Annotated in this window: 20 protein-coding genes; 16 read left to right on the top strand and 4 right to left on the bottom strand. The window is 32.3% G+C overall.

Annotated elements, in window-relative coordinates; genetic code table 11:
• The first annotated feature begins 478 nt into the window (after positions 1 to 478).
• A complete protein-coding gene (locus H277_RS0116670; protein ID WP_019976765.1) occupies positions 479 to 949 on the top strand; it encodes a DUF1810 family protein in 471 nt (156 codons plus the stop codon).
• 51 nt (positions 950 to 1,000) lie between these two features.
• Here H277_RS0116670 and H277_RS0116665 read toward each other — a convergent pair whose 3' ends face one another.
• Positions 1,001 to 2,287, bottom strand: a complete 1,287-nt coding sequence (locus H277_RS0116665) for a T9SS type A sorting domain-containing protein (RefSeq protein WP_019976764.1) — start codon at positions 2,285 to 2,287, stop codon at positions 1,001 to 1,003.
• A 455-nt stretch (positions 2,288 to 2,742) separates the two neighbouring features.
• Between H277_RS0116665 and H277_RS0116660 the strand changes: the two genes are divergently transcribed.
• Positions 2,743 to 4,554, top strand: coding sequence for a chloride channel protein (locus H277_RS0116660; protein ID WP_019976763.1), 1,812 nt, complete (start codon positions 2,743 to 2,745; stop codon positions 4,552 to 4,554).
• Positions 4,555 to 4,559: 5 nt separating this feature from the next.
• Here the strand turns inward: H277_RS0116660 and H277_RS0116655 are convergent, their stop codons facing one another.
• Complete coding sequence (locus tag H277_RS0116655; RefSeq protein ID WP_019976762.1) at positions 4,560 to 6,236, bottom strand: tetratricopeptide repeat protein; 1,677 nt, start codon at positions 6,234 to 6,236, stop codon at positions 4,560 to 4,562.
• A 400-nt stretch (positions 6,237 to 6,636) separates the two neighbouring features.
• Here H277_RS0116655 and H277_RS0116650 point away from each other — a divergent pair, with 400 nt between their 5' ends.
• The 13 genes from H277_RS0116650 (at position 6,637) to rpoN (ending at position 19,809) form a co-directional block, all read left to right on the top strand.
• Positions 6,637 to 7,635 carry an LLM class flavin-dependent oxidoreductase gene (locus H277_RS0116650; RefSeq protein WP_019976761.1) on the top strand — a complete coding sequence of 333 codons (999 nt, stop codon included), beginning with the start codon at positions 6,637 to 6,639 and terminating at the stop codon, positions 7,633 to 7,635.
• Positions 7,636 to 8,133 carry a hypothetical protein gene (locus H277_RS0116645; protein ID WP_019976760.1) on the top strand — a complete coding sequence of 166 codons (498 nt, stop codon included), beginning with the start codon at positions 7,636 to 7,638 and terminating at the stop codon, positions 8,131 to 8,133.
• Positions 8,134 to 8,172: 39 nt separating this feature from the next.
• Positions 8,173 to 9,144 carry a polyprenyl synthetase family protein gene (locus H277_RS0116640; RefSeq protein ID WP_019976759.1) on the top strand — a complete coding sequence of 324 codons (972 nt, stop codon included), beginning with the start codon at positions 8,173 to 8,175 and terminating at the stop codon, positions 9,142 to 9,144.
• 3 nt (positions 9,145 to 9,147) lie between these two features.
• A complete protein-coding gene (locus H277_RS0116635) occupies positions 9,148 to 10,140 on the top strand; it encodes a GSCFA domain-containing protein (RefSeq protein WP_019976758.1) in 993 nt (330 codons plus the stop codon).
• Entirely contained in the window at positions 10,134 to 10,901 is a 768-nt protein-coding gene (locus H277_RS0116630) for a TatD family hydrolase (protein ID WP_019976757.1), read from the top strand. Before H277_RS0116635 ends, H277_RS0116630 begins: the two co-directional genes overlap by 7 nt.
• Before the next feature lie 50 nt (positions 10,902 to 10,951).
• Positions 10,952 to 11,662 carry a UMP kinase gene (pyrH, locus tag H277_RS0116625; RefSeq protein WP_019976756.1) on the top strand — a complete coding sequence of 237 codons (711 nt, stop codon included), beginning with the start codon at positions 10,952 to 10,954 and terminating at the stop codon, positions 11,660 to 11,662.
• Positions 11,663 to 11,670: 8 nt separating this feature from the next.
• Positions 11,671 to 12,225, top strand: a complete 555-nt coding sequence (gene frr, locus H277_RS0116620; protein ID WP_019976755.1) for a ribosome recycling factor — start codon at positions 11,671 to 11,673, stop codon at positions 12,223 to 12,225.
• Between the two features lie 76 nt (positions 12,226 to 12,301).
• Positions 12,302 to 14,713: a hypothetical protein gene (locus tag H277_RS0116615; protein ID WP_019976754.1), complete on the top strand. Its 2,412-nt coding sequence runs from the start codon at positions 12,302 to 12,304 to the stop codon at positions 14,711 to 14,713.
• Position 14,714: 1 nt separating this feature from the next.
• Entirely contained in the window at positions 14,715 to 15,212 is a 498-nt protein-coding gene (locus tag H277_RS0116610) for a toxin-antitoxin system YwqK family antitoxin (RefSeq protein ID WP_033422774.1), read from the top strand.
• Between the two features lie 100 nt (positions 15,213 to 15,312).
• A complete protein-coding gene (locus H277_RS0116605; protein WP_019976752.1) occupies positions 15,313 to 16,134 on the top strand; it encodes an AraC family transcriptional regulator in 822 nt (273 codons plus the stop codon).
• A gap of 142 nt (positions 16,135 to 16,276) precedes the next feature.
• On the top strand, positions 16,277 to 16,651 hold the full coding sequence (locus H277_RS0116600) for a VOC family protein (protein ID WP_026357687.1): 375 nt from the start codon (positions 16,277 to 16,279) through the stop codon (positions 16,649 to 16,651).
• A gap of 156 nt (positions 16,652 to 16,807) precedes the next feature.
• Positions 16,808 to 18,256 carry an asparagine--tRNA ligase gene (gene asnS / locus H277_RS0116595; protein WP_019976750.1) on the top strand — a complete coding sequence of 483 codons (1,449 nt, stop codon included), beginning with the start codon at positions 16,808 to 16,810 and terminating at the stop codon, positions 18,254 to 18,256.
• An 80-nt stretch (positions 18,257 to 18,336) separates the two neighbouring features.
• Positions 18,337 to 19,809 carry an RNA polymerase factor sigma-54 gene (gene rpoN, locus H277_RS0116590; protein WP_019976749.1) on the top strand — a complete coding sequence of 491 codons (1,473 nt, stop codon included), beginning with the start codon at positions 18,337 to 18,339 and terminating at the stop codon, positions 19,807 to 19,809.
• Positions 19,810 to 19,820: 11 nt separating this feature from the next.
• Here the strand turns inward: rpoN and H277_RS19350 are convergent, their stop codons facing one another.
• The gene (locus H277_RS19350) at positions 19,821 to 20,375 is read right to left on the bottom strand and encodes a DUF4303 domain-containing protein (protein ID WP_019976748.1); all 555 of its coding nucleotides are present in this window, start codon (positions 20,373 to 20,375) and stop codon (positions 19,821 to 19,823) included.
• Positions 20,376 to 20,543: 168 nt separating this feature from the next.
• Between H277_RS19350 and H277_RS0116580 the strand changes: the two genes are divergently transcribed.
• The gene (locus H277_RS0116580; protein ID WP_019976747.1) at positions 20,544 to 22,928 is read left to right on the top strand and encodes an outer membrane beta-barrel family protein; all 2,385 of its coding nucleotides are present in this window, start codon (positions 20,544 to 20,546) and stop codon (positions 22,926 to 22,928) included.
• A gap of 28 nt (positions 22,929 to 22,956) precedes the next feature.
• Here the strand turns inward: H277_RS0116580 and H277_RS0116575 are convergent, their stop codons facing one another.
• Positions 22,957 to 24,240 (bottom strand): MFS transporter, encoded by a 1,284-nt coding sequence (locus H277_RS0116575; protein WP_019976746.1) that lies wholly within the window; start codon positions 24,238 to 24,240, stop codon positions 22,957 to 22,959.
• Positions 24,241 to 24,254 lie beyond the last annotated feature (14 nt).

The following is a 24,254-nucleotide window of genomic DNA, read 5'->3' as shown; positions in this document are numbered from 1 at the left end:
GAATCTGAACTTCCTAAAATCAAGAAGCCATAATCAGGTGTTGGAATTGCATTGTACAGGTATTCAGCCTGATTTCCTCCAATAGATTTTTCCCACAAAATATCGTGCTGAGCGTTAACATAAAAGGAAAATAAGGAGAAAACAGCAAGTAGAATTTTCTTCATATTAGATATTGTTAATTAAAGTCAAGATAATAATTTCAACAAGTCGGAACAAATTATAAGTATTTAATTTTAATAATTAATTAAAATCAACTCGTTGTAAATGATAGGCATGTATGAGAATTAGAGCGGTTTTTAGAATGTTTTTCTCTAAGAAAAAAGGAAAGAATATGAGGAGAAAGGATGGAGAATATGAATCAATTTACAGTTGATTTCATATAGAGCCTTCAAAATAATTAATGTATTCGTTCAACATCATTGTAAAGTTGTATTGAATGAAACTTTATCTTTGCAGAGTATACGTAGTTTAGAAAATAATGAAATTAGGTGATTTAATTAAACAAAAAGATCCTCACGATAAATTTAACTTGAAGCGCTTTAATGATGCACAAAGCTTTGTGTATGATGAAATTTTGATGGAAGTGCATTCAGGTAAAAAACAAACAAATTGGATCGTATTTATGTTCCCTCAAATTGTAGGTTTAGGATCAAGTGACTCGTCAGTAGAATTTGCAATTTCATCGAAAGAAGAGGGGAGAGCTTTTGTGAAAGACGATGAGCTTTGGGGAAATTACCTGGAAGTTTTATCTGTTTTATTGATGAGGCACAAAGGAGTGATTCCGCAATTAATTTTTGGTAAAAATGATGCAATGAAGCTAAAATCTAGTTTGACCTTATTTAATTTTATCGCTCCAAAAGAGAAGATAATCAAAGATGTATTAAAACATTTTTATGCTGATCAAGTGGATAAAAAAACACTGACAATTTTGAAACAAATGAAAAAATAATAAAAAAAATCTCGCAATTGCGAGATTTTTTTATAAGTTATAATGATAAGATTATTTTTTGATGATTTTCTTTGTCATATCTTTTCCGTCAATCGTAGTTTTTAGGATGTAAACACCTTTTGGCAAAGAGGAAACATCGATTTGTTTTTGTTCTGAATTTAGCACTTTTTGTCCAGCCATGTTATATAAAATAGAAGAGGAAACTTGTCCTTTTGTTTTGATATGTATGATTTCTGTCGCTGGATTTGGGTAAACCTCAAATTTTACGTTATTAGCATCTGAAGTTCCTAATTTTGGTAATGAAATAAGAAATGAGACAACACCGGAATCTGTTCTCCCTAAACCAACAATTTTAGAACCATCTTTAGAAAGTCCTAATGGTAAGGCGAATGTAATTCCTAGATCATCATAACCTAAAGATTTGACATACTCATTAAGTTCAATTCGTCCGGTTTCTTCTGTCCAAATAAAACCTTCGCCCATTGCGGCTGGTCCGGGCCATGGTCTGTAATATCCAACAACAACGCTTCCATTGTTGTTGATAGCAGTTGCGGCTCCATTAAAATAAAATCCCTGATCAGGGTGTTCTATTTTTTGAACGCCTGTTTCTTTACTATAACGCATGGCGATATCTTCACTTGTCGCTCCAATCATCCATTTTCCATTGCCAGAAATATTTCCTAACTCAAGTACTTCGTAACCTTCTTGATCATAGACCTGATGTTGTACACCGTCTTCCCAATAAACACCCCAACGATCAAAGTCCGTATCTTGCCAACCTACAACAATTCGTCCGTCATCACTTACTCCATTTGCTCTGGAATAATAATCTCCTTTGGTTTCCAAATCTACTATTCCATTTGTTTCATTCCACAGAACTCCATGAAAACTCCCGTTTGGAGTAGCACCTAAACCTGCAATATATTTTCCGTCTTTGCTCATTCCCCATACAGAACTAGATTCGTTACCAGAGCTAGCACCTAGTCCTCCCAAATAGTTCCATGTTTTAGAATCGAGATCAAAAATAGACATTTGATTTACTCCATCCGCAGGGTTCATCACCATTGCTGCTATTTTTTTTCCATCCGCAGTAACCAATGGATATCCTGCATTAGATGTATCAGCAGCCAGTTCTCCTAATAATTGAATGCCGTCTTCTTGTGTCCAATAATAATTATTGTCTACCGTGTTCAGCGTGACAACTTTTCCATCCTCAGAAACACTATAGGCTGTTTCTCCATTTCCAACTACATACACTTGTGCGCTGGTAGAATGAGCACCAACAATTAATGCTATTAAAAATGTTAGATTTCTAAGTTTTGTGTAAACATTTTTCATATTAAATATTTGTGTTAATTAATTTCAGGAATAAAATTAGGTTGATTAGTTAGAGATAATGTTGTTTTGAAGTGTTATTCGATTCTTTTCAGATTTTCAAAAACATAAATAATAGATTAACAGTTGTTTAAACGTTAATTTGTTTAAATGGGTTTAAGGAAATTCATTGAATTGAGTAGAGTAATGTTGACTAAAAGGATTGTTTTTTTATTGAAGTTATTCTTGAGAGAGATGAAATGTGTATTTACTTTTGATTGGAATTTAGATTTTTGTTCTGTTATGTGATAAAAAATAATCGTTTTTCTTGTGTTAATTTCTCTCATTCTCATTGAGTTGAAATGGATTCTTTCAAAAAATGAAAATTAATTTATATTTTTATGTAGGATTGGTTTGTTTTTTGTGTAATTCGTGCAGTAAAATTAGGGAATAAACAAAAGGAACACTATTTTTGAATTATGCAGCTTTCTACAAAACAAAAGTTTTTTATCTACATTAAAAAATCAGTAAATTTTTTTCAAAATTTATTGAATCTCTTAAAACTTGTTTTAACAGAAAGGCAATTTTTATATTTATCATGTATATTGGTTGCCATCTCATCTGCACTTGCTGTAATTGTCTTAAAAACTTTTGCGCATAATGTTTTTCAATTAACCGTTTACATCAATAATTTAGTCAAACTGCCTTATATTAACAGTATATTACCGGTAATTGGGATTTTGCTGACAGTTTTTGTGATTCAAAAATTTCTTGATGGTTCGATAGAAAAAGGGACCTCTCAGATTATGATTGCTGTTGCAAAAAAATCTGGAATAATGCCTAAAAAACAAATGTATGCCCAGATAATTACAAGTTCATTGACTGTGGGTATGGGAGGTTCTGCAGGACTGGAATCACCAATTACAATTACCGGAGCTGCATTTGGATCGAATTATGCACAATACTATCGATTCAAATACAAAGAACGAACTCTTTTACTTGCCTGTGGTGTGGCAGCTGGAATTGCAGCGGCTTTCAATGCACCGATTGCCGGAGTTTTGTTTGCGATTGAAATTGTTTTGGCTGATATGAGTGTAACAGCTTTTATTCCTTTGTTGTTGTCATCAGCTACAGGAGCTTTAATTGCTAATTTAACATTGAAAAGTAATATGTTATTGTCCTTTCGGTATGCGTTGGGTTTTGATTATCACAATGTTATTTTTTATGTAATCTTAGGTGTTTTAGCTGGTTTTGTTTCTGTTTATCATGCGAGGCTGTTTCGGAAAGTAGAACATGTTATCGGAAATTATTCTGAGAATGTGTATTGGCGCGCAATGGTTGGTGCCGGAAGTTTGGCCATTTTGATTTTCTTTTTTCCAACATTATTTGGAGAAGGATATGAGAGTATTAAGTTTTTGGCAAATGACGAAGCAGGGTTTATATTAAATAATTCGTTGTTAGAAGATTTTAAAACAAACCAATGGATTGTACTAGGTTTTGTTCTTGTTACAGTTTTGATCAAATCTATTGCAACAGGTTTAACATTGGGAAGCGGAGGAAACGGAGGAAATTTTGCACCTTCATTGTTTGTCGGTTCTTATCTGGGGTTTGTCGTTGCAAAATTTTTCAATCTGGTAGGTTTTAAAGATGTTCCGGTTGGGAATTTTACAGTTGTAGGAATGGCTGCTGTCTTAAGCGGATTATTTCATGCCCCGTTAACGGCTATTTTCTTAATTGCAGAAATAACAGGAGGTTATGGTTTAATGATTCCATTGATGATTGTTTCATCAATTAGTTTTGCAATCTCAAAACGTTACGATAAATATTCGATGGATATTTATGCGATTGCGGATAAAGGAATTGTATTTACATCTGATAAAGACCGAAACCTATTTAATAAAATAGATTTATTTTCGGTTTATATCAAGGACATTAAAACGCTAACGATTTTTGATTCAATCGAGGAGATTAAAACAATTTTTTCAACTACTACTCAGGATTTTATTCCTGTTTTAAATGAAGATCAGTCCATACACGGAATTATTGTGTTAGACAATATTCGATCGTTTATTTTTAATGAAGATTTGGCTGACAAAAGCTATTTGGAATGTATAACAGAAGCAGCTTCAACCTCTATTTTTACCAATGCTGCAAATGTGATGAAAATGATGGAAGATAAAAAGGTTGATTATATGCTGTTAACTAAAAAAGGGAAATACGAAGGGTATGTTACCGAAAGTTTATTGTTGGAAAATTACAGAAGTAATTTGAATGAACTTCGAATTGAATAATTACTTTATTTTTTTTCGTTTGAGTGATCATGAAAAATATAATCATAATTTTCATATTTCTTTCTCAGGCGTTGTTTCGCTTTTTTTACCGCATCAGTTGTTATACCCAATAATTGAGCAATTTCTACATTGTTCAGCTCTAATTTCAGAAGGTAAATAATTCGTAAATTCGATTCTGTTAAGGAAGGAAAATGTTGATTCAAATGTTTAACAAACTCTTTTTGTTCATAATTGAATACATTTTTAAAATTGTTCCAGTTCTCATCTGTCATCAAATGCGAGTCCAATAAAGTTGTTAACTTTCCATGTTGTTCTTCTATTTTTGAGAGACTGGATGTATTGTTGATCTCCTTATTAAGAATTTCTATTTGCTTATTTTTCTCAGTTAAATAAGTTTTATAAGAATCTAGCGTTTGTTTTGCTTTACTTAAGCGATTTTCAGATTTTAATTTTTCGTTTTGAAGCTTTAAAACTTTGTTGTCATAAATAGAATTTTGAATTTTAATTTTTCGCTTAAATGAAATAAAAACAAACAAAATGATAATCAACAGTAAACATGCAACAAGAATTAACGTGTTTTTTAATAAAGTCGCTTTTTCACTTTTCGCTTTTTCAGCTTCGTACTTGTAGTTAAAATTATCTTTTTGAATATTCCAGTTGATTTCATTAATCACATTTTCTCCATCAGTTTTCTTTAATCTGTTTTCTAGTTCACTCAACCTTCTTCTTGCATCAAGTTCAGCTGTTGTATTGTTCTTTTTTATTGCAATATCAAGTAAAATTAAATAGATATCATATTCAAAACTACTTAGATAGCTTTTCTGTGAAGCATAACTTTTTGCTTCTTTTAATATTTCTTCAGCAGCATCAATTCGGTTTAATGTTAAATACAGCTCTCCTAATTTAATATTTGCATACATCAGATTTCTTAAATTATTTTCTTCTTTAGAAATTTGAATATCCTTTTTTAAAAGATCAATAGCAAGTTCATATTGTTTGTTGTGAATATGAATGGCAGCAATATCTCCTAAAGCCTTTGCATACCTGATTCTGTCATTATTTTGTAAAGCATATTTTTTTGTTAAATTAAAATAGTCATTTGCTTTAGAAAAATTCTTTTTTTCAAGAGAAATATGTCCAATTGCATTAAGTATGGTACCGTATTCTTTGTTCTTTTTATTGGTATATTTTAAAGCCGATTGCAGGTATTTTTCACTTTTATCCAATTCTTTTACATTCATAAAGAAAAAAGCATTCTTCTTGTAAACATCACTTTTTTGAAAAATTTGTGTTTCATTGGTTTGTTCAAGTAATTTCGAAGCTTCCATAAAATAAGGATATGCATTCTGATATTGGCTAAAACTATAATAATAATAGCCATATTGAGTATTCACCCAGATTTGCATATCAATTAATCCTAAATTTTGTGCTGATTTTTCAGCATTTCGATAAAGTAAATCGCTTTTAGGATTGAGTTTATCAAAATTTTTAGCATAGATATTTGCCAAATAAACCTGGTAGATAATTTCCAGATTCTTAGCGATAAAATGAGTTGATTGATGTTGAAGTGTTTTAAAACTATGCTGTAACTGAACGGAATCCGTTATTTCTCTATTCTGATTGATAACATATTCTAATAAAATCAAATCTTCATTTTTTCTTGTCGAACTGAACGATGTCATAATAAAAATGGCACATAGTGTAAAGGGAAAAAAAATAAAAGACTTTGGCATGTTTTTTTTTCAAATATAAATTTTAAATTTAGTTATTGAAAGTAAAAAAGCGAGTATTTTGAAATTATTATATTTATTTATAAGGTGCAGTTTATCAGTAGTCTATGATTTGTCCCCTTCAATGTCCACCCCTTAAAAGCGGTTTTTTATTAATGATTATGTTAATTTTGAAAAAGTAAATAAAGATTACTAATTGTACCAAAACTATTTAACTAAAAACATTACACGTTCAACAACTTAAACCGAATATAAATTTAATTATCCAATTTTTAATTCCTCTAAAAGTATACTTTTAGAGGAATTTTTTTTGAATAATATTCTTTGTAACTTGGTTTTAGAATTACTTTAAATGGAACGATTGAAAAAAATAAATTACTCGGTGTTAGATTTGGCGTATGTTAGAGAAGGAGAAACATTAAATCAAACGTTCAAAAACACGTTAGAAAATGCAAAATTTGTAGATGAATTGGGATACAGCCGTTATTGGTTGTCAGAACATCATAATATGCAAAATGTAGCAAGTGCCGCAACTTCTTTATTAATAGGTTATGTAGCAGGAGGGACAACAAAAATAAAGGTTGGTTCAGGCGGAATAATGTTACCTAATCATACCTCTTTATCAATTGCAGAGCAATTTGGTACATTAGATGCTCTTTATCCAAATCGTATCGATTTGGGATTAGGTCGAGCACCAGGAACAGATCAGTTAACAGCCTCAATTCTTCGCCGTGGCGATAATTTTATGAAGTATGATTTTGAAGCTGAAATAAAAAACTTACAACAGTATTTTAGCATAGAAAATAAAGAAAGTAAAGTGCGTGCAATTCCTGGAGAGGGAGCCAATGTGCCACTTTATATTTTAGGATCTAGTACAGATTCTGCTTTTTTGGCTGCCAAATTAGGTCTGCCTTATGCTTTTGCAGGACATTTTGCTCCTCAGCAGTTTTACAATGCAGTTGAAATTTATCAGTCGCAATTTCAACCTTCCGAATATCTACAAGAACCTTACACTATGGCGTGTGTCAATGTAATTGCGGCAAATACAGACGAAGAAGCGCATTATTTGTCAATGTCGATGTACCAAGGCTTCTTAAATATTATCACGGACAAGCGCCAGCCAATTGTTCCTCCTGAAAAAACACAACTGGAATTAGCTTCTCCGGAGCAAAAATATATGTTAAAAGGAATGACCGCTTTATCTTTTATCGGAAGTAAAGGAGCCCTATCGCAAAGTTTTGATGAATTTATTCTCGAATCTAAGGTGAATGAGATTATAGTTTCCACTAATATCTTTGACCAAAAAGCAAAAAGAAAATCGTATCAAATTGTAAGTGAGTTATTCCGCTAGATGAAACCGAAAAAAACATTTTCTCAACTCGATTATTACTGGATGTTAATTGACCAGTTTAAAGACCAATTAACAGTTATTCTGGTTCTTAATCTGCTACTGTTTTTTGTTGCAAATCATTGGAGTTATCTTGTAAGTGAAGTTTATCTGTATGCGAGCCATAAAGATATTTTCAAGGTGTTCAGAGAACAATTTGTGTTGAATACTTTTTTTGAAACTTTGGCGTATACGTATTTAGGGGCACTTTTTGTTCATTTAGGAACGTATAAATTGAATAAAATGTGGATTTTTCGGTTCAATGCATTGAGTTTAGTGATAGTTTCGACTTATTTTTGGACAATTCCTTCGGTACAAAGCATTGGTTTAATTCTGGAAAAATTACATCCCTTTTTTATAGCGGCTATGATAGGTCAGTTTATGCTATATTTAATTGTAGCAAACGAATTTTTTAGGGTGATCAAAAATAAAATAAAACAACCCAAAATCAATCATTCTTAGCTATATTTGCCAAAACTTAATTTTTACAAAAATCAAACTATGTACTCATTTGATAAATTTCACGAATTAATTGCCGAAACAATCGATCAAAATCCATTTTCTAAAAATCCAAACGAATTATACGAACCAATGGACTATATTTTGAATATTGGAGGTAAGAGAATTCGTCCGATTTTGACTTTATTGGGAACTGATTTGTTTGGTGGTGAGGTCGAAAAAGCATTAAAACCTTCTTTGGCAATAGAATTCTTTCATAATTTCTCGTTGATGCACGATGACATTATGGATAATGCTTCATTGAGAAGAAGTAAACCTACTGTTCACGAAAAATTTGGCTTAAATACAGCGATTCTTTCTGGTGATGCAATGTTGGTAAAAGCTTACCAATTTTTAGAAGATCTAGATGCTGAATTGTTCAAACGTTCTACACAATTATTTTCCCGAACGGCTTTAGAGGTGTGTGAAGGGCAGCAATTGGACGTGAATTATGAAACAAAATTGAATGTTTCGTATGAGGATTACATTAAAATGATTTCCCTAAAAACCAGTGTTCTACTTGGTGCAGCGCTTAAATTAGGTGCAATCATTGCTGGAGCAAAAGAGGATGACGCAGATAAGTTATACCAATATGGTTTGAATTTGGGAATTGCTTACCAATTAAAAGATGACTATTTGGATGTTTTTGGAAGTCTTGAGCATTTAGGTAAAAAACATGCTGGAGATATTTTTGAAAACAAAAAAACAATTCTTTACATTTCCGCTTTAGAGGCTGCAAATGAAGAAGAAAAAGAAGAGCTATTGTATTGGTATAGTTCAAATACAGATAATATTGATAAGGTGTATGCGGTAGAGAAATTATTCAGAAAATTGAATGTGAACCGTAAGCTATCGACATTAATTAGAGAGTATACAAATAAAGCACATAGCTTCTTGGATCAAATAGATGTCTCGGAAGAGCGTAAAGCTTATTTGAGAGAATTGAGTGAAGTTTTAATCGATCGTCAAGGGTAAAAAATGCAATTCCGAACGACTTTTCAAATTCCTGAATCAGAATTTAAGATAAATCATCAACATAAAATATTGACGATAGGATCTTGTTTTTCAGATGAAATAGGAAAACGTTTGATCGATTTAAAATTTGATGGGGTAATCAACCCGTTTGGTGTTATTTTTAATCCACACTCCATTCAAAACTTAATCGAAAGAAGCATTCATAAAAAATATTTTACATTGTCTGATGTACATCAAAACGGAGAAGAGTTTTTCTGTTTCGATGTACATTCGTCGTTTAATGCACTGACCAGAGATGCAGTTTTACATCAATTAAATTCTGCGTTAGACCAAGTTCATCAATGCATTTATTCGTGTGATGTTGTCATGATTACGCTCGGAACTTCTTGGGTATATGAATGGAAAGATTCAAAAAAAATAGTCGCAAATTGTCATAAAGTAGAAGCGAAGCAATTTGAGAAAAGGTTGTTAACGACAGATGAAAATTTAGATTCTTTAGATCGGATAATTTCAGAATTAATTGCGATTAATCCCGATATCAATATTATTACAACAGTTAGTCCTGTTCGTCATATAAAAGATGGAATGGTAGAGAATAATGTGAGTAAATCCCGGTTATTAGACGCTTTGTATCAATTGGGGATAAAATATAACCACGTCAATTATTTTCCGGCGTATGAATTGGTTTTAGATGATTTAAGGGAGTACAGATTTTTTAAAGAAGATCTTATTCATCCTTCAAAGCAGGCGATTGATTATATTTGGAAAAAGTTCTCAGATACTTATTTTGAGCAATCAACACAAACAATTATTCAAAAAATAAATAAAATAGTATCAGCGATGAATCATCGTCCTTTTAATGAATCATCAGAAAATCATCAGAAGTTTTTAATCAAAACTATTGGTTGGATGGAAGAGTTGGAAAAAGGAAATAAACTTGATTTTTCTGCTGAGAAAGAACATTTAAGATCAAAAATAAAACATAAAACATGTTAATTGATACACATACTCATCTCTATTCTGAACAATTTGAGAATGATATAGATGAAGTTATTGCGCGAGCAAAACAAAATGGAGTAGAGCGATTTTACTTGCCTGCAATTGATAAAAGTTACACAGATCGAATGTTGAAGTTGGAAAACCAACACCAAGATTCGATGTTTGCAATGATGGGCGTACATCCTTGTTCGGTTCATCCCGATACTATAGCAGAAGAATTGAGCCATGTGCGCGAATGGATTGATAAACGTCCTTTTAAAGCTATTGGTGAAATAGGGATCGATTTGTATTGGGAAAAAGAATTCTTAAAAACACAGCAAGATGCGTTTAAAACGCAGATTAGTTGGGCAAAAGAGAAGAATTTACCCATTGTAATTCATTGCCGTGATGCATTTAACGAAATATTTGAGGTATTGGAAGAAGTGAAAGATGAGCAATTATTTGGAATCTTTCATTGTTTTTCAGGAACGAAAGAACAGGCACAACGTGCAATAGATTTTAATCTGAAATTGGGAATTGGGGGTATCATAACTTTCAAAAATGGAAGAATAGATCAGTTTTTGGGTGATTTTGATCTTCAACATATCGTTCTTGAAACAGATTCTCCTTATTTAGCGCCAGTTCCATTTCGTGGAAAACGAAATGAAAGTAGCTATCTGACACATGTTTGTGATAGGTTGGTGGATGTTTATCATAAAACACCTACAGAAATTGCCGCGATCACAACAAAAAATGCGTTAGACATTTTCGAACGTTAGGATAAATCAGAATAGAAAAATTATATTTGCAAAAGAAAACCTTTTACAAAATGAAATACAAAAGAATATTACTTAAATTAAGTGGTGAAGCATTAATGGGAGATCTACAATATGGTATCGACCCCAATATGCTGAAGCAATATGCTCAACAAATTAGAGAAGTAGCAGATCTTGGTTGCGAAGTGGCAATCGTAATCGGAGGAGGTAATATTTTTAGAGGTGTTCAAGGAGTTGCTTCTGGTATGGATCGTGTACAAGGAGATTATATGGGGATGTTAGCAACTGTAATTAACAGTATGGCATTGCAGGGAGCTTTAGAAGATGCTGGCGTTAATACTCGTTTACAAACTGCTATTCGTATGGAGCAAATTGCAGAACCTTTCATCAAAAGAAGAGCAACACGTCATTTAGAAAAAGGCCGTGTCGTGATTTTTGGAGCTGGAACAGGAAATCCTTATTTTACAACAGATACAGCTGCTGTTTTAAGAGCGATTGAAACACAAGCAGATGTTATTTTGAAAGGAACACGTGTAGATGGTATTTATACTGCGGATCCGGAAAAAGACCCGACAGCTGAAAAATTTGAAACAATTTCTTACCAGGAAGTATACGATAAAAACTTGAAAGTAATGGATATGACAGCTTTTACTTTAAGTGAGGAAAATAATTTGCCTATTATTGTATTTGATATGAATACAGATGGTAACTTGAAAAAATTAATTTTAGGAGATAACGTAGGTACTCTAGTAACAAATAAATAAATCCCGAAATGGAAGAATTAGATATTATCTTAGAAACGGCTAAGGAGCAAATGCAAGGAACTACAGATCACTTAGATGTTGCATTTGACAAATTAAGAGCAGGTAAAGCAACTCCTGCAATGTTAAGTTCAGTTCGTGTTGATTACTACGGAAGTTTATCTCCGTTAACTCAAATTGCAAATGTAAATACACCAGATGCAATGACATTGAGCATTCAACCGTACGAAAGAAATTTAATTGGTGAAATCGAGAAAGCGATTATTAATGCTAACTTAGGTTTTGCACCTTCTAACAATGGAGATTCAATTATTATTAGTATTCCTCCTGTGACGGAAGAACGTCGTAAAGAATTAGCAAAAATGGCAAAATCGGAAATGGAAAATGCAAAAGTTTCTATTCGTAATGCACGTAAAGAAGCCAATACAGCTCTTAAAAATGTAAAAGAAGCGTCTGAAGACATGGTGAAAGATTACGAAACACGTGTACAAGGATTAACGGACAAGTTCTCTAAAAAATTAGAAGAAGCCTTAGCTAAAAAAGAAGCTGAAATCATGAAAGTCTAATCTTTCGAGAAAAAAAAATATTTTAAAGCAGCGAAACGCTGCTTTTTTTATTTATTTGCATAATCAATTTCAAAAAATGAAGAACTATTTATTCTTGTTAATTTTCTGTGTCTCATTGGCTACATTTGCTCAAATTAAAGTAAGAGTATATGATGCCCAGGACGAATTTCGTTTAACAGGTGCGAATGTGTACAGTGATACAAAACAATTCCTTGGTCAGACAGATGAATTAGGCGAATTGGATATTCATGATTCGATTCATTTTATTGATGTGATTAAAAATGGATATTTCTCAGAGAGTATCCAAACCGATGGAAGAAAAATGGTGGAAATCATGATGAAACCCTCTTTTATTAGTTTAGATGAGGTGACTTTTACAACAAATGATTCGGTTGGACGAAACATTATCATCAAAGCAATTCGTAATCAATCCAAGAATACAATCAGAACTAGTGGAAACATTTTCTTGAAATCGTATACGAAGTTTTGGAGTACAGTAAATAACGATTCAATTCCATACATTATACAGCCGCAGAATCACAAAGATTCTATGAACAACAAATGGAAAAAGTTATTAGATAATAGTCACTTATTTTTAGGAGAACGTGCAATGGACCATAAGGTGTCGAAAAGATTAGGATTAAAGAATATTGTTCAGTCTTCTCGTATTTCCGGTATGCGTTCGCCATTATACGAATATTTAGCAATGCAGCCAATTGCCTTTAATTTTGATCAGGATAAAATCAATTTTTTCTTCAAAGGAATTGTAAATCCAGTTAGTCGGGAAGGGCTTTCTCATTACCGCTATGGTTTCAAAGAAGATATTTTAATTGATGGACGAAAAACAGCAGTGGTTAGCTTTTTTCCATCAATTAAAACGGATAAACGTCAGATTAAAGGAACACTTTGGATAGATGATAAAACATATGCTTTAATCAAATTTGAAGCCGAAAATACAAGTGCAAATTATGTTGCTGAACTTGAAGCAGATTGGAAACTGAACAATGGAACATGGATTCCGAATCAGCAGAAATACCGTATGGAAGCAGGTAATTTCAAGATCACAGAAAAATTAGCCGGTGATGATTTTATTGATAAGAAAGAAAAAATTTGGATTAATCTCGAAACAACATTCAAAGATATTCAGAATCCTGCACATTTCAAACGCAGCGAATTTTTAGGATATGAAGATGAAATTTCATTTCAGAATATGAGTGAAAAGAAATGGGATCATGTGATGGAGAATTACCGGGATTCATCTTTATCAAATAAAGAACGAAATACGTATACGACAATAGATAGTATTGGAGATAAATATAAGCTGGAACGTCAAATGAAGTTGATGAGAATTGTAAATTCTGGTGGGAAATTAGCTTTAGGGAAAGTCGATTTAGATTTAACAAAAATTCTATCTTTCAATGATTATGAAGGTTTTAGGTTGGGAGCAGCTTTCAATACAAACGAAAATTGGAGCGATAAATATTCATTAAATGCTTATTCTGCTTATGGTTTCAAAGACCAAACATTCAAATTTGGTTTTGGAGGTGACTACTTTATAAATAAACCATATTCGGGACGAATGTTTGCAAAATATTCACAAGATGTCTCTGCGTCAGGAAAAACACCAATTTTATTGCAATCGAACTATACACGTTTGGTAAACGGAGCATTTAGCAATATCTACAACCGCGAGTATTTTTCGTACAAGCGGTACTCATTCGGATACGAACAAGATATTTTTAAGAATGTGACATTCAACATCTCGACGAATTATGAGAAACAGCACGCCGAATTTGATTATTCATTCTTGAATAATAACGGTTGGTATGATTTGTACAACACGCAGTTAGCGGTTCGTTTTGCGCCAAAAGATAAATTTATTCGAACTCCATATGGTAAAGTAACTGTAAATAGTGGGAAATCGGTGTTTTATGCCACGCTTACAAAGTATTGGGATATCTTTAATTCAGATTATGATCCGCTTCGTTTGAATGTTTCTTATTTTGATGTATTTGATACAAGAGTTGGTAAAACAAACTTTAACCTAAGTGCCGGATGGGTAGAAGGAAAAATGCCATTGATGAATTTATTTGAAGGGCAAGGGAATGCCAAACGAAATGATTTTGCAAATTTTGGAGTAGGAGGTCTTACAAATTTTGAAACAATGCGCCCGGGAGAATTTTATTCAGATCGGTTTGTTTCTTTCCAGCTGAAACACATTTTTGCAGGAGTTAAAGTTGGAAACAAAATTATTTTTCCTCAATTTATTTACCGTGGAGTTTTAGGGGATTTAAAAGGTAAAGCGGATCACCAAAACTTAGAATTTAAAACGCTGAATAATTATTACCATGAAACAGGTATCGAAGTGAATAATCTTTTATTCAAAACATTTGGTCTTGGTGCCTTTTATCGTTTGGGAGCTTATTCAGAAGAGAAATTTCAAGATAATTTCTACCTGAAATTAACGGTTAATTTGAATTTCTTGTAGAATGAAATTTTCTTTGTTTGTTTTATGCTTAATTATGGTTGCATCATGTTCTACTAAAATTAGAAAAGAATTAGCAGAGGGAGAATATGAAATAGAACATTTTAAAAACGATTCTGTTAAGCATGGGAAATCCATAATATATTTTAAAAACGGGTTGGTTCAACGTGTTATTAAATATAGAAATAATGTTATGAGCGGTACGATGCGATTTTATCATAATAATGGCAATCTAGCAAGTAAAACAAAATTTGAAAATGGAATTGTTAAAGGTAAATTTTATAATTACCATTTAAATGGTAAACCATATAATACTTATATTTTACATAAAAATAAATTAATAGGAATCGAAAATTGTTTTGATGGTTTTGGAAAAGAATTAAATTGCGGAAGTTTGAATGTTGGAAGAGGAACAATTAATCAATATAATTTAAATGGAAAACTAATTGCTATTGATTACATTGAGAATGGAGTTTACCTAAAAACGGATTCAATTAAATGATTCACAAAACTTCTTAAAGTTTTTAATAAAATCTTATTGAGTTTTGAAAAATTAAAATCGGAATAAATAATTAAAGTTGAAATCTTATCTTTAAAAGTAAATGAAAGAGAAAAGTTTTCAAAATATTCGCGAGTATTTTGCTCCAAGTCAGCCATCAATCAGAGGCGGAGATAAATTGGTGAATTACACTGAATTTTTACCGCATCAACTTTTACAACCGTATATTTATTGTTATTGGGAATTAAAAACAATTGATAAATTAACAGAACCGTTTTTTTATAGAGTTGTTGCAGATGGTTGTATTGATATTTATTTTGACCTCAATCTATTATCAGAATCATATATCATGGGATTTTGTAAAAAGTATACAGAATTTCCGCTCGAAAATTCTTTCCATTATGTAGGCATTCGATTTTTACCTGCCATGTTCTCCAATCTTTTTCAAGTAAATGCTGCAGGATTAAGTCATCGATATCAATTGCTGGAAAACATTGTGCCGACATTATCAAGTTTTATTGAGACAAGTTTCAGATACGGCGATACGATGGTAAAAAGAGGTAAGATTTTAGATGAGTTTTTCATCGAGATCGTCTCTAATATTGATAACAATTTTGATCAACGATTGTATAAAAATTTAGCATTTATTTTGAAATCCAATGGCGTTTTAGTTGTTGAGGAAGCTGTCGATTTTGGTATAAGCCAAAGGCAGTTAGGACGATTGTTTGAATACTACATCGGAACAAATATCAAAACATTCTGTAAAGTAGTCCAGTTTCAAAATATATTAAGGGCTAAACCATCCACACAAAGCTTAAGAAAAAATAAACTTTTTTATGACTTTGGTTATTATGACCAATCCCATTTCATCAAAGATTTCAAAAATTTTTGTGGGATTACACCTTCTAAATTTTTCAACCGATGATTGTCCATTTTTTACTATTTTAAACAAGTGATTTTCTTCAATTTTGATTTTAAATATAGTAGAGATGAAGAAATTAATCATAATCACAATTCTATTATTTGGTTCTACCAAAATAAATTGTCAAATCCCAAGAACGCAAACAATGAAATTAAATGCTGGAATTATCACAGAAAAATTAACAGAAACCAAAACGTTTTATACCGAAGTTTTAGACTTTGGAATTACGTTTGAAAATGAATTTTATCTTTTGCTTCATACGCCGGATAAAAGGAATGAGATCAGTTTTTTATTGCCTCACCATCCAAGTCAACAACCTCTTTTTCAATCAAAATTTGACGGAAAAGGAGTTTACCTTACAATTGAAGTAGACGATGTGGATGAGGTTTACCAAAAGTTAAAAGCTAAACATGTAGAAATAAAAATTGGGTTGCGAGACGAACCTTGGGGAGATCGACATTTTGCAATTCAAGATCCGAATGGAATAGGTATTGACATTGTGACTTATTCACCTCAATAATCACTTCAAAAAATAAACTAAAATTAAAAATCCTTTACATTTTCGTTGAAATTGTAAAGGATTTTTAGGTTGGTTAAAAATTGTGGTCAAAAATTATGCCTATAATTTTTATAACATCAAATAATAACTAAATTTGTAAGGATAAATTAAAAAAATATGCAATCGTACGGAATTAAAGCCTTATTAGAAAAAGGCAAGGATTTGTTGCTACAAGAAGTAGTTGTAAATGGATGGGTAAGAGCGTTCAGAAGTAATCGTTTCATCGCGTTGAATGACGGTTCTACAATTAATAATATTCAGGTAGTAGTAGATTTCGAAAATTTTGACGAATCGATTATAAAACAAATTTCTACTGCGGCTTCATTACAGATAAAAGGAGAGGTGGTAGAAAGTGAAGGAGCAGGACAAGAAATTGAAATTGTTGCGAAAGAAATTAAAGTTTTAGGAACTGCATCATCTGAAGATTTAAAAGGAACAATCTTACAACCAAAACAACACAGTTTAGAGATTTTACGTGAACAGGCACATTTACGTTTCAGAACAAATGTATTTGCGGCAACTATGCGTGTTCGTAATGCCTTAATGTTTGGAATTCACAAGTATTTTAACGAAAACGGTTTTGTCTACATTAATACGCCAATTATTACCGGGTCTGATGCAGAAGGAGCAGGAGAAATGTTCCATATTACCAATTTGGATATGGAAAATCTACCTAAAAATGAAGAAGGTAAAGTAGATTATACACAAGATTTCTTTGGAAAATCGACTAACTTGACAGTTTCCGGACAATTAGAAGGAGAAACAGCTGCAATGGGATTAGGAAAAATTTATACATTTGGACCTACTTTCCGTGCCGAAAACTCGAATACTTCTCGCCACTTAGCGGAATTTTGGATGATAGAACCTGAAGTGGCATTTTTCCGTTTAGACCAAAATATGGATTTGGCAGAAGACTTTATGAAATCTGTCATTTCTTATGCAATGGAAACGTGTAAAGACGACTTGAAATTCTTGGCAGAACGTTTTGATAAAGAACAAAAACAAAAACCGGAAGCAGAGCGTTCAGAGTTAGGATTAATGGAACGCTTAGAGTATGTTTTAAATAATAAATTCATTCGTTTAAGCTATACTGAAGCAATTGATATCTTAAAAGAATCTAAGCCAAATAAGAAAGGTAAATTCAAATACCCAATTGAAGGTTGGGGGGCTGATTTACAATCTGAACACGAGCGTTATTTAGTTGAAAAACATTTCAAAACACCAGTGATATTATTTGATTATCCGGCAGAAATAAAAGCATTCTACATGCGTATGAATGACGATGGAAAAACAGTTCGTGCAATGGATGTTTTATTTCCTGGAATCGGAGAAATTATTGGAGGTTCAGAGCGTGAAGAACGTTTAGAAGTTTTGGACGAAAAAATGGAAAAATTCGGAATTGATAAAGAAGAATTATGGTGGTACCGTGACACAAGACGTTTCGGATCTGTGCCACATTCTGGTTTCGGATTAGGTTTAGAGCGTTTGGTATTATTTGTAACAGGAATGGGGAACATTCGTGATGTAATTCCTTTCCCTAGAACGCCTAATAATGCTGAATTTTAATTAAAAATATTTTGACGGATTTATGCTTAAAAATTGTAACTTTAAGCTAGATCCGTTTTTTATAAGCCAAAACCCAATATATGTTAAAGCAGGAACTTAATTTAAAATTACAACAAAAACTATCACCACAGCAAATCCAATTAATGAAGTTGGTTCAACTTCCTACGGTTGCTTTTGAACAACGCGTGAAGGAAGAGTTGGAAGAAAACCCTGCTTTGGATGATCAATCTTCTGAATATGATGAAGATTACGGAGGAGAGCAGGAAGAATGGGATAATCAGAATGATGATTATGGTGATGAACAAGTCATTGATACAAGTGATATAAATATAGACGATTACTTGAGCGATGATGATATCCCAAATTACAAAACGTATACAAATAATTACAGCGATGACGACGACGATAAATCTGTTCCTTATGCACAAGGAGAAAGTTTTATCGAGTTTTTAACCGCTCAATTGTATACATACAGATTATCTGCAGAACAATTTCAAATTGCTGAATTTATCTTAGGAAATATTGATGATGACGGGTATATGCGTCGCGATGTAAAATCCTTAGTAGATGATTTAGCGTTTTCCCAAAATATTTATACTTCTCCGGAAGAAGTAGAACATTTGTTGATTAACTATATACAACGAATGGATCCGGTTGGAGTAGGAGCGCGAGATTTACAGGAATGTCTATTGATTCAGCTAGAAAATAAAACACAAACGGAAGCGGTAGAATTAGCCGAAAAATTAATTTCAGAATCGTTTGATGCATTTACGAAAAAGCATTATTCGAAATTAATGGCGAAATATGATGCGGACGATGACGAATTGCGTGATGCTATTTCTGAAATTGAACGATTGAATCCGAAACCGGGAAAATCATTTTCGAGTAGCAGTAAAATTGTTGAGCAAATTACACCGGATTTCACCATTCATATCAATGATGGTGATTTAGAATTATCGTTGAACGGACGTAATGTTCCGGAACTGAAGATTTCAAGTGCATTTGCGGAAATGTTGGATACATACAAAAAAACTGAAAATAAATCGAATCAGCAGAAAGAAGCAGTTATGTTTGTCAAACAAAAGCTAGATTCGGCAAAATGGTTTATTGATGCGGTTCAGCAACGCCGTAATACGCTTTTATATACAATGGAAGCGATTATGAAATTTCAGAAAGAATATTTTTTAACTGGAGACGAAACGAAAATCAAACCAATGATTTTGAAAGATATTTCGGATCGGATCGGAATGGATATTTCAACGGTTTCTCGTGTGGCAAATTCTAAATACGTCACAACACCTTATGGAACATTTTTGATCAAGGATTTGTTTTCAGAATCGTTGACAAACGATGAAGGGGAGGAGGTTTCTACTCGTGAAATAAAACGAATTTTACAAGATGTTATTGCAGACGAAGACAAACGAAAACCTTTAACAGATGAAAAACTAACCGAAATCTTAAAAGAAAAAGGTTATCCGATAGCGCGCAGAACAATTGCGAAATACCGTGAACAACTTAATATTCCGGTCGCTAGATTGAGAAAAGAAATATAAAAAAAAGAGCTTTATAAAGCTCTTTTTTTGTTTTTATCCCAAGTTTTCATCCATTCAAAATAATCTTCTCTATAATGATTATCATTTAATTGAGAAATAATTTTTCGTTGTTTTTCGTTGTTCAGATCGTCATCAATAACAGAAAAATTTAAGAAGACCTCTTTTCCTGTTTGTTTTGAGAAGAAATCTTCTTTCTTTAATTCTTCTAAAACTTCGATACATTTTTGATTGATTTGATTCTGAAATTGATAGAACCAATCCTCGTCATCATCATGTTTATCTGCAATGGATTTGCAGATTTGATTGATTTCTTCAAAAGATTCTTTTGCACCCAAATAATCAAATTTCCATTTAGAAGGTTCGTATTTGTAGTAATGATAGTCATCTTCATCCGAAACTTCTTCTAAATGTTCTATTGAGTTAGTTGATGGATGAATTGCTATTTTCGAATCATTGTTGCACAAGGCAAAAGCATAAATGTCCTGTGATGGATTTTCGTTATAAATTTCTAAAAAGGCTTGTTTGGTTGATTCCGCTAATTTATTCTTGAATTCATTAAAATCCATTCATGTATATTTTTTTTAAAATTTTGAAATTATTTTTCTTGAAATGTAGTGAAAATCTTTAAATATTAAAACAGTGTTAATTTATTTTTTATAGACAAATCTAATTTTTAATCAAACTTCGTGTAACTTTTTTGGATTTAATGCGTCAATTAAGAAATAAAACCTAATATGTTTAAATTATTTATTCCAATTTTGTTATGTGCCACGACCAGTGTTTTTGCACAACAACAATTCAAAGGAGCTTTACATTATACTGATCAATCGCCAGTCGCTTTAGTTGATATCATTATTTTAAAAGAAAATCAAGTTATAGATGAAATTTCGACAGATGAAAACGGATTCTTTTCAGCTGTATTAGAAAACGGAACATATATTTTTCGAATAGAAGAAACAGGAATATTGATTCATTCACAAGAAATTTTATTAGATCAAAATCAAGATTTAGGTGTCATCATTGTTCCAAAAAATGAAAACATCGTTTTGAAAGAAACAGTTGTGACAGGTCAGAAAAAGTTAGTTGAAAAAAAAGTTGATCGTCTTGTTTTTAATGCTGATTTGGCTGAAGGAGCACGAGGTGGAGATGCATTAGATTTATTGAAGTTAGCACCACGAGTAAAAGTAGATAACGACGTGGTATCAATTATTGGGAAAAGTAATTTGCGTGTCATGGTGGATGATCGACTACTGGAGATGTCAGGAGAACAATTGACAAATTATTTGAAAACGCTTCGCGCTGATGATATAGAAAAGGTAGAAGTGATTACAAATCCGCCCGCAAAATATCAAGCGATAGGAAATAGTGGGATTCTGAATATTGTACTAAAATCTGGTAAAAAAGACTCGTGGAATGGGAGTTTGTCGTCGTCATTGCAACATTATAATAAACCCTATTGGAGCAATAGTGCGTCGTTTAATTACCGAAAAAATAAATGGACACTGGTTTCGAATATTTTTGGGGGTTTTGGTGAATATGATGGAGTCGGACAGTCTGATATTTATTTTACAAAAACAAATGAAATTTGGACTGAAAAGGAAAAAAATAGCGGTAAAAATAGAAATATTGGAGGGAAATTAGGTTTAGATTATCAGGTTTCTGAAAAATTGACAACTGGTTTTACGGTCGATTTATATGCAGGAAATCGCAAAGGTACGGGCGGAACGAAAACAACGATAAATAGTTTGGATAAAAACGAGTTGTTGAGCTATATTCTGAATGATCGAAATGGGAGCAAAGGAAATACGAAGTACAATACGTTCAATTATCACGTGATTTATAAAATGGATACAATCGGTAAAAAATTGACTTTTGATTTTGATTGGGTAAATTTTAATAACAACAATACAAGCGTCACTTCGAACCGATTTTTTGATGCACAGCATGTAGAAAATTCATCAGAATATCAAGGGAATAGAAGTTTATCAGAGCAAAGGGCAAATAATTACAGCTTAAATGTTGACATGGAACATCCTGTTAAAAAATGGAAACTGAATTATGGAGGGCGTTACAGCTGGACAAAAAATAATAGCGACAATTTGTTTTATGATACATCTTCAGGAGCGCCTGTTTTTGATTCAAACCAAAGCAATGGGTTTTATTATGACGAAAATATTTTAGCTTTTTATGCGACTGTGGAAAAAGACATTTCAGAAAAATGGTCTGCTAAAATTGGATTGAGATATGAAAATACAGATGCGAAAGGTTTTTCACCACAAGAAAATCAAAACGATACATATCAATATGACGGCTTGTTCCCAACAGCCTATTTGTTATATAACCCAGCTGAAAATCATTCGTTAAGTATCAATGTTGGCCGACGTATTGATCGTCCGTTTATGGGGCAATTAAATCCGTTTCGTACCATTTATTCTCCTTTTTCTTTTGCACAAGGAAATCCAAAGCTAAAACCTTCTTATTCATATAATTATGAATTGGAATATGCATACAAAGATTTGGCAGTGACAACTGTATATTATCGTAAATCTACGGATGAAATTAATCAAGTTGTAATTGTTGATCCAACTCAGAATACGCAAAATTGGGTGCCTTATAATTATGCAGATTCTCAAAGTTATGGGATTAGCGAAAATCTAAATTTTAAGTTATTCAAATGGTGGAAAGTAAACGGAGCGATTGATTTATTTTACAGAAAATCTAAAGGAATTATTCCAGAATTTAATTATACATTAGATGGTTTTAATGGTGAATTTAGAGTGACAAATAATTTGGAATTGAACAAAACAAAAACATTGTTATTTAATCACACGACGAATTATACGACAAAAGGAAATACTGGTTTGTCAACAAGTCGATCAATGTGGAGTACCGCTTTCGGTTTGAGAGCATTGTTCTTAGAGAAAAAACTTGAACTTTCTTTTAATGTGAATAATATTTTCAAGGACAATGCCTGGCAAGACACCAGTTATAGTAACGATACAAGATTTGTTTATACCGGACAATCTGTACGTTATTACCGTGTTGGGATCAGATACAATTTTGGAAAATCATTCAATATCGAGCAATCAAAAAGTAGCTCTGAAAAAGGAAGATTATAGTTAAAAAAATAAAGCTCAATTTTGAGCTTTATTTTTTTTCCATTTTATAGAACAATAAGATGATGAAACTTATAGCGAATGAAACGCCCATTGCAAGAGCTGACGCTTTCATACCTCCTGAATATTCAATTAATAATCCGTAAATAACTAATCCCAGAAACAAGGCAAATTTTTCGAACACATCATAAAAACTGAAATAAGTTGTCGTGTCTTCTGTCTCCGGTAATAATTTTGCATAAGTGGAACGGGATAATGCTTGTAATCCTCCCATTACAAGACCAACCATAGCAGCCATGATATAGAATTGAGTTTTTACATTGGGATCATTTTTATTGATTAAATAGCCAATAATACAAGTGATAATCCAAATAAAAATTCCAATCAATAATGTTTTCTTGTTTCCTATTTTACCTGATAGAAATGAGAAAAGCCAAGCACCCAAAACAGCTTCAATCTGAATAAGAAGAATGGTCATAATGAGTTCTGATGATTCCATTCCTATTTCTGAACTCCCGAACATTGCAGCCATCAGGAAAATGGTTTGCATGGCTAAGCTATAAAAGAAAAATCCGGCCAAAAACACACGGATATTTTTGTATTGATTGAGATCATGAAAAGTAATTCGAAGATTTTTGAAACTTGATTTGATAATGTCTTTTGGAATCTCACGATTAAATTTATGATTGGGTAATTTACTCAAAGCGATCTGTCCAAATCCTAACCACCAAAAACCTGTCAATAAAAAACTTATCCGGGTGAACATTCCTTGTTTTTCTTCCGGAGCAAATTGAATCATTGCCAAACAAATCGTCAGTAAAATCACAGAACCAATGTACCCAAACATATAACCTTGAGCCGAAACTTTATCCATTTTTGCATCGGAAACAATTTCCGGTAAATAAGCATTGTAGAACACCAAACTGCCCCAAAAACCTATACTTGCTGTAATATTTAACAGTAAGGCCAACCAAACTAATTCGCTCGATGTAAAGAAAAACATGCCGATACATGAAAGTGATCCTAAGTAACAAAAGAAACGTAAGAACTTGATTTTATTTCCAATCAAATCTGCGATTGAAGATAAGACAGGAGATAAAACAATGACAAAAAAGAAAGCGATAGCCAACGAAAAGTTGAAAGCTGATTCAGGAAGTAATCCTAAAAATTTAATCGGTTGCTCATTTGCATCATACGTCATTGCGGTATAATAAACTGGGAAAATTGCAGAAGCAATTACTAATGAATGAACAGAATTTGCCCAATCGTAAGAAATCCAAGCTCGTATCAGTTTGGGATTATCTTTTGTATTCATAAATTTTTCTCGTA

Source organism: Empedobacter brevis NBRC 14943 = ATCC 43319, from assembly GCF_000382425.1.
In the GTDB taxonomy this organism is placed as follows: domain Bacteria; phylum Bacteroidota; class Bacteroidia; order Flavobacteriales; family Weeksellaceae; genus Empedobacter; species Empedobacter brevis.
Note: the sequence above shows the minus strand (reverse complement) of the source record. Positions and strands in the feature narration are given on the sequence as shown.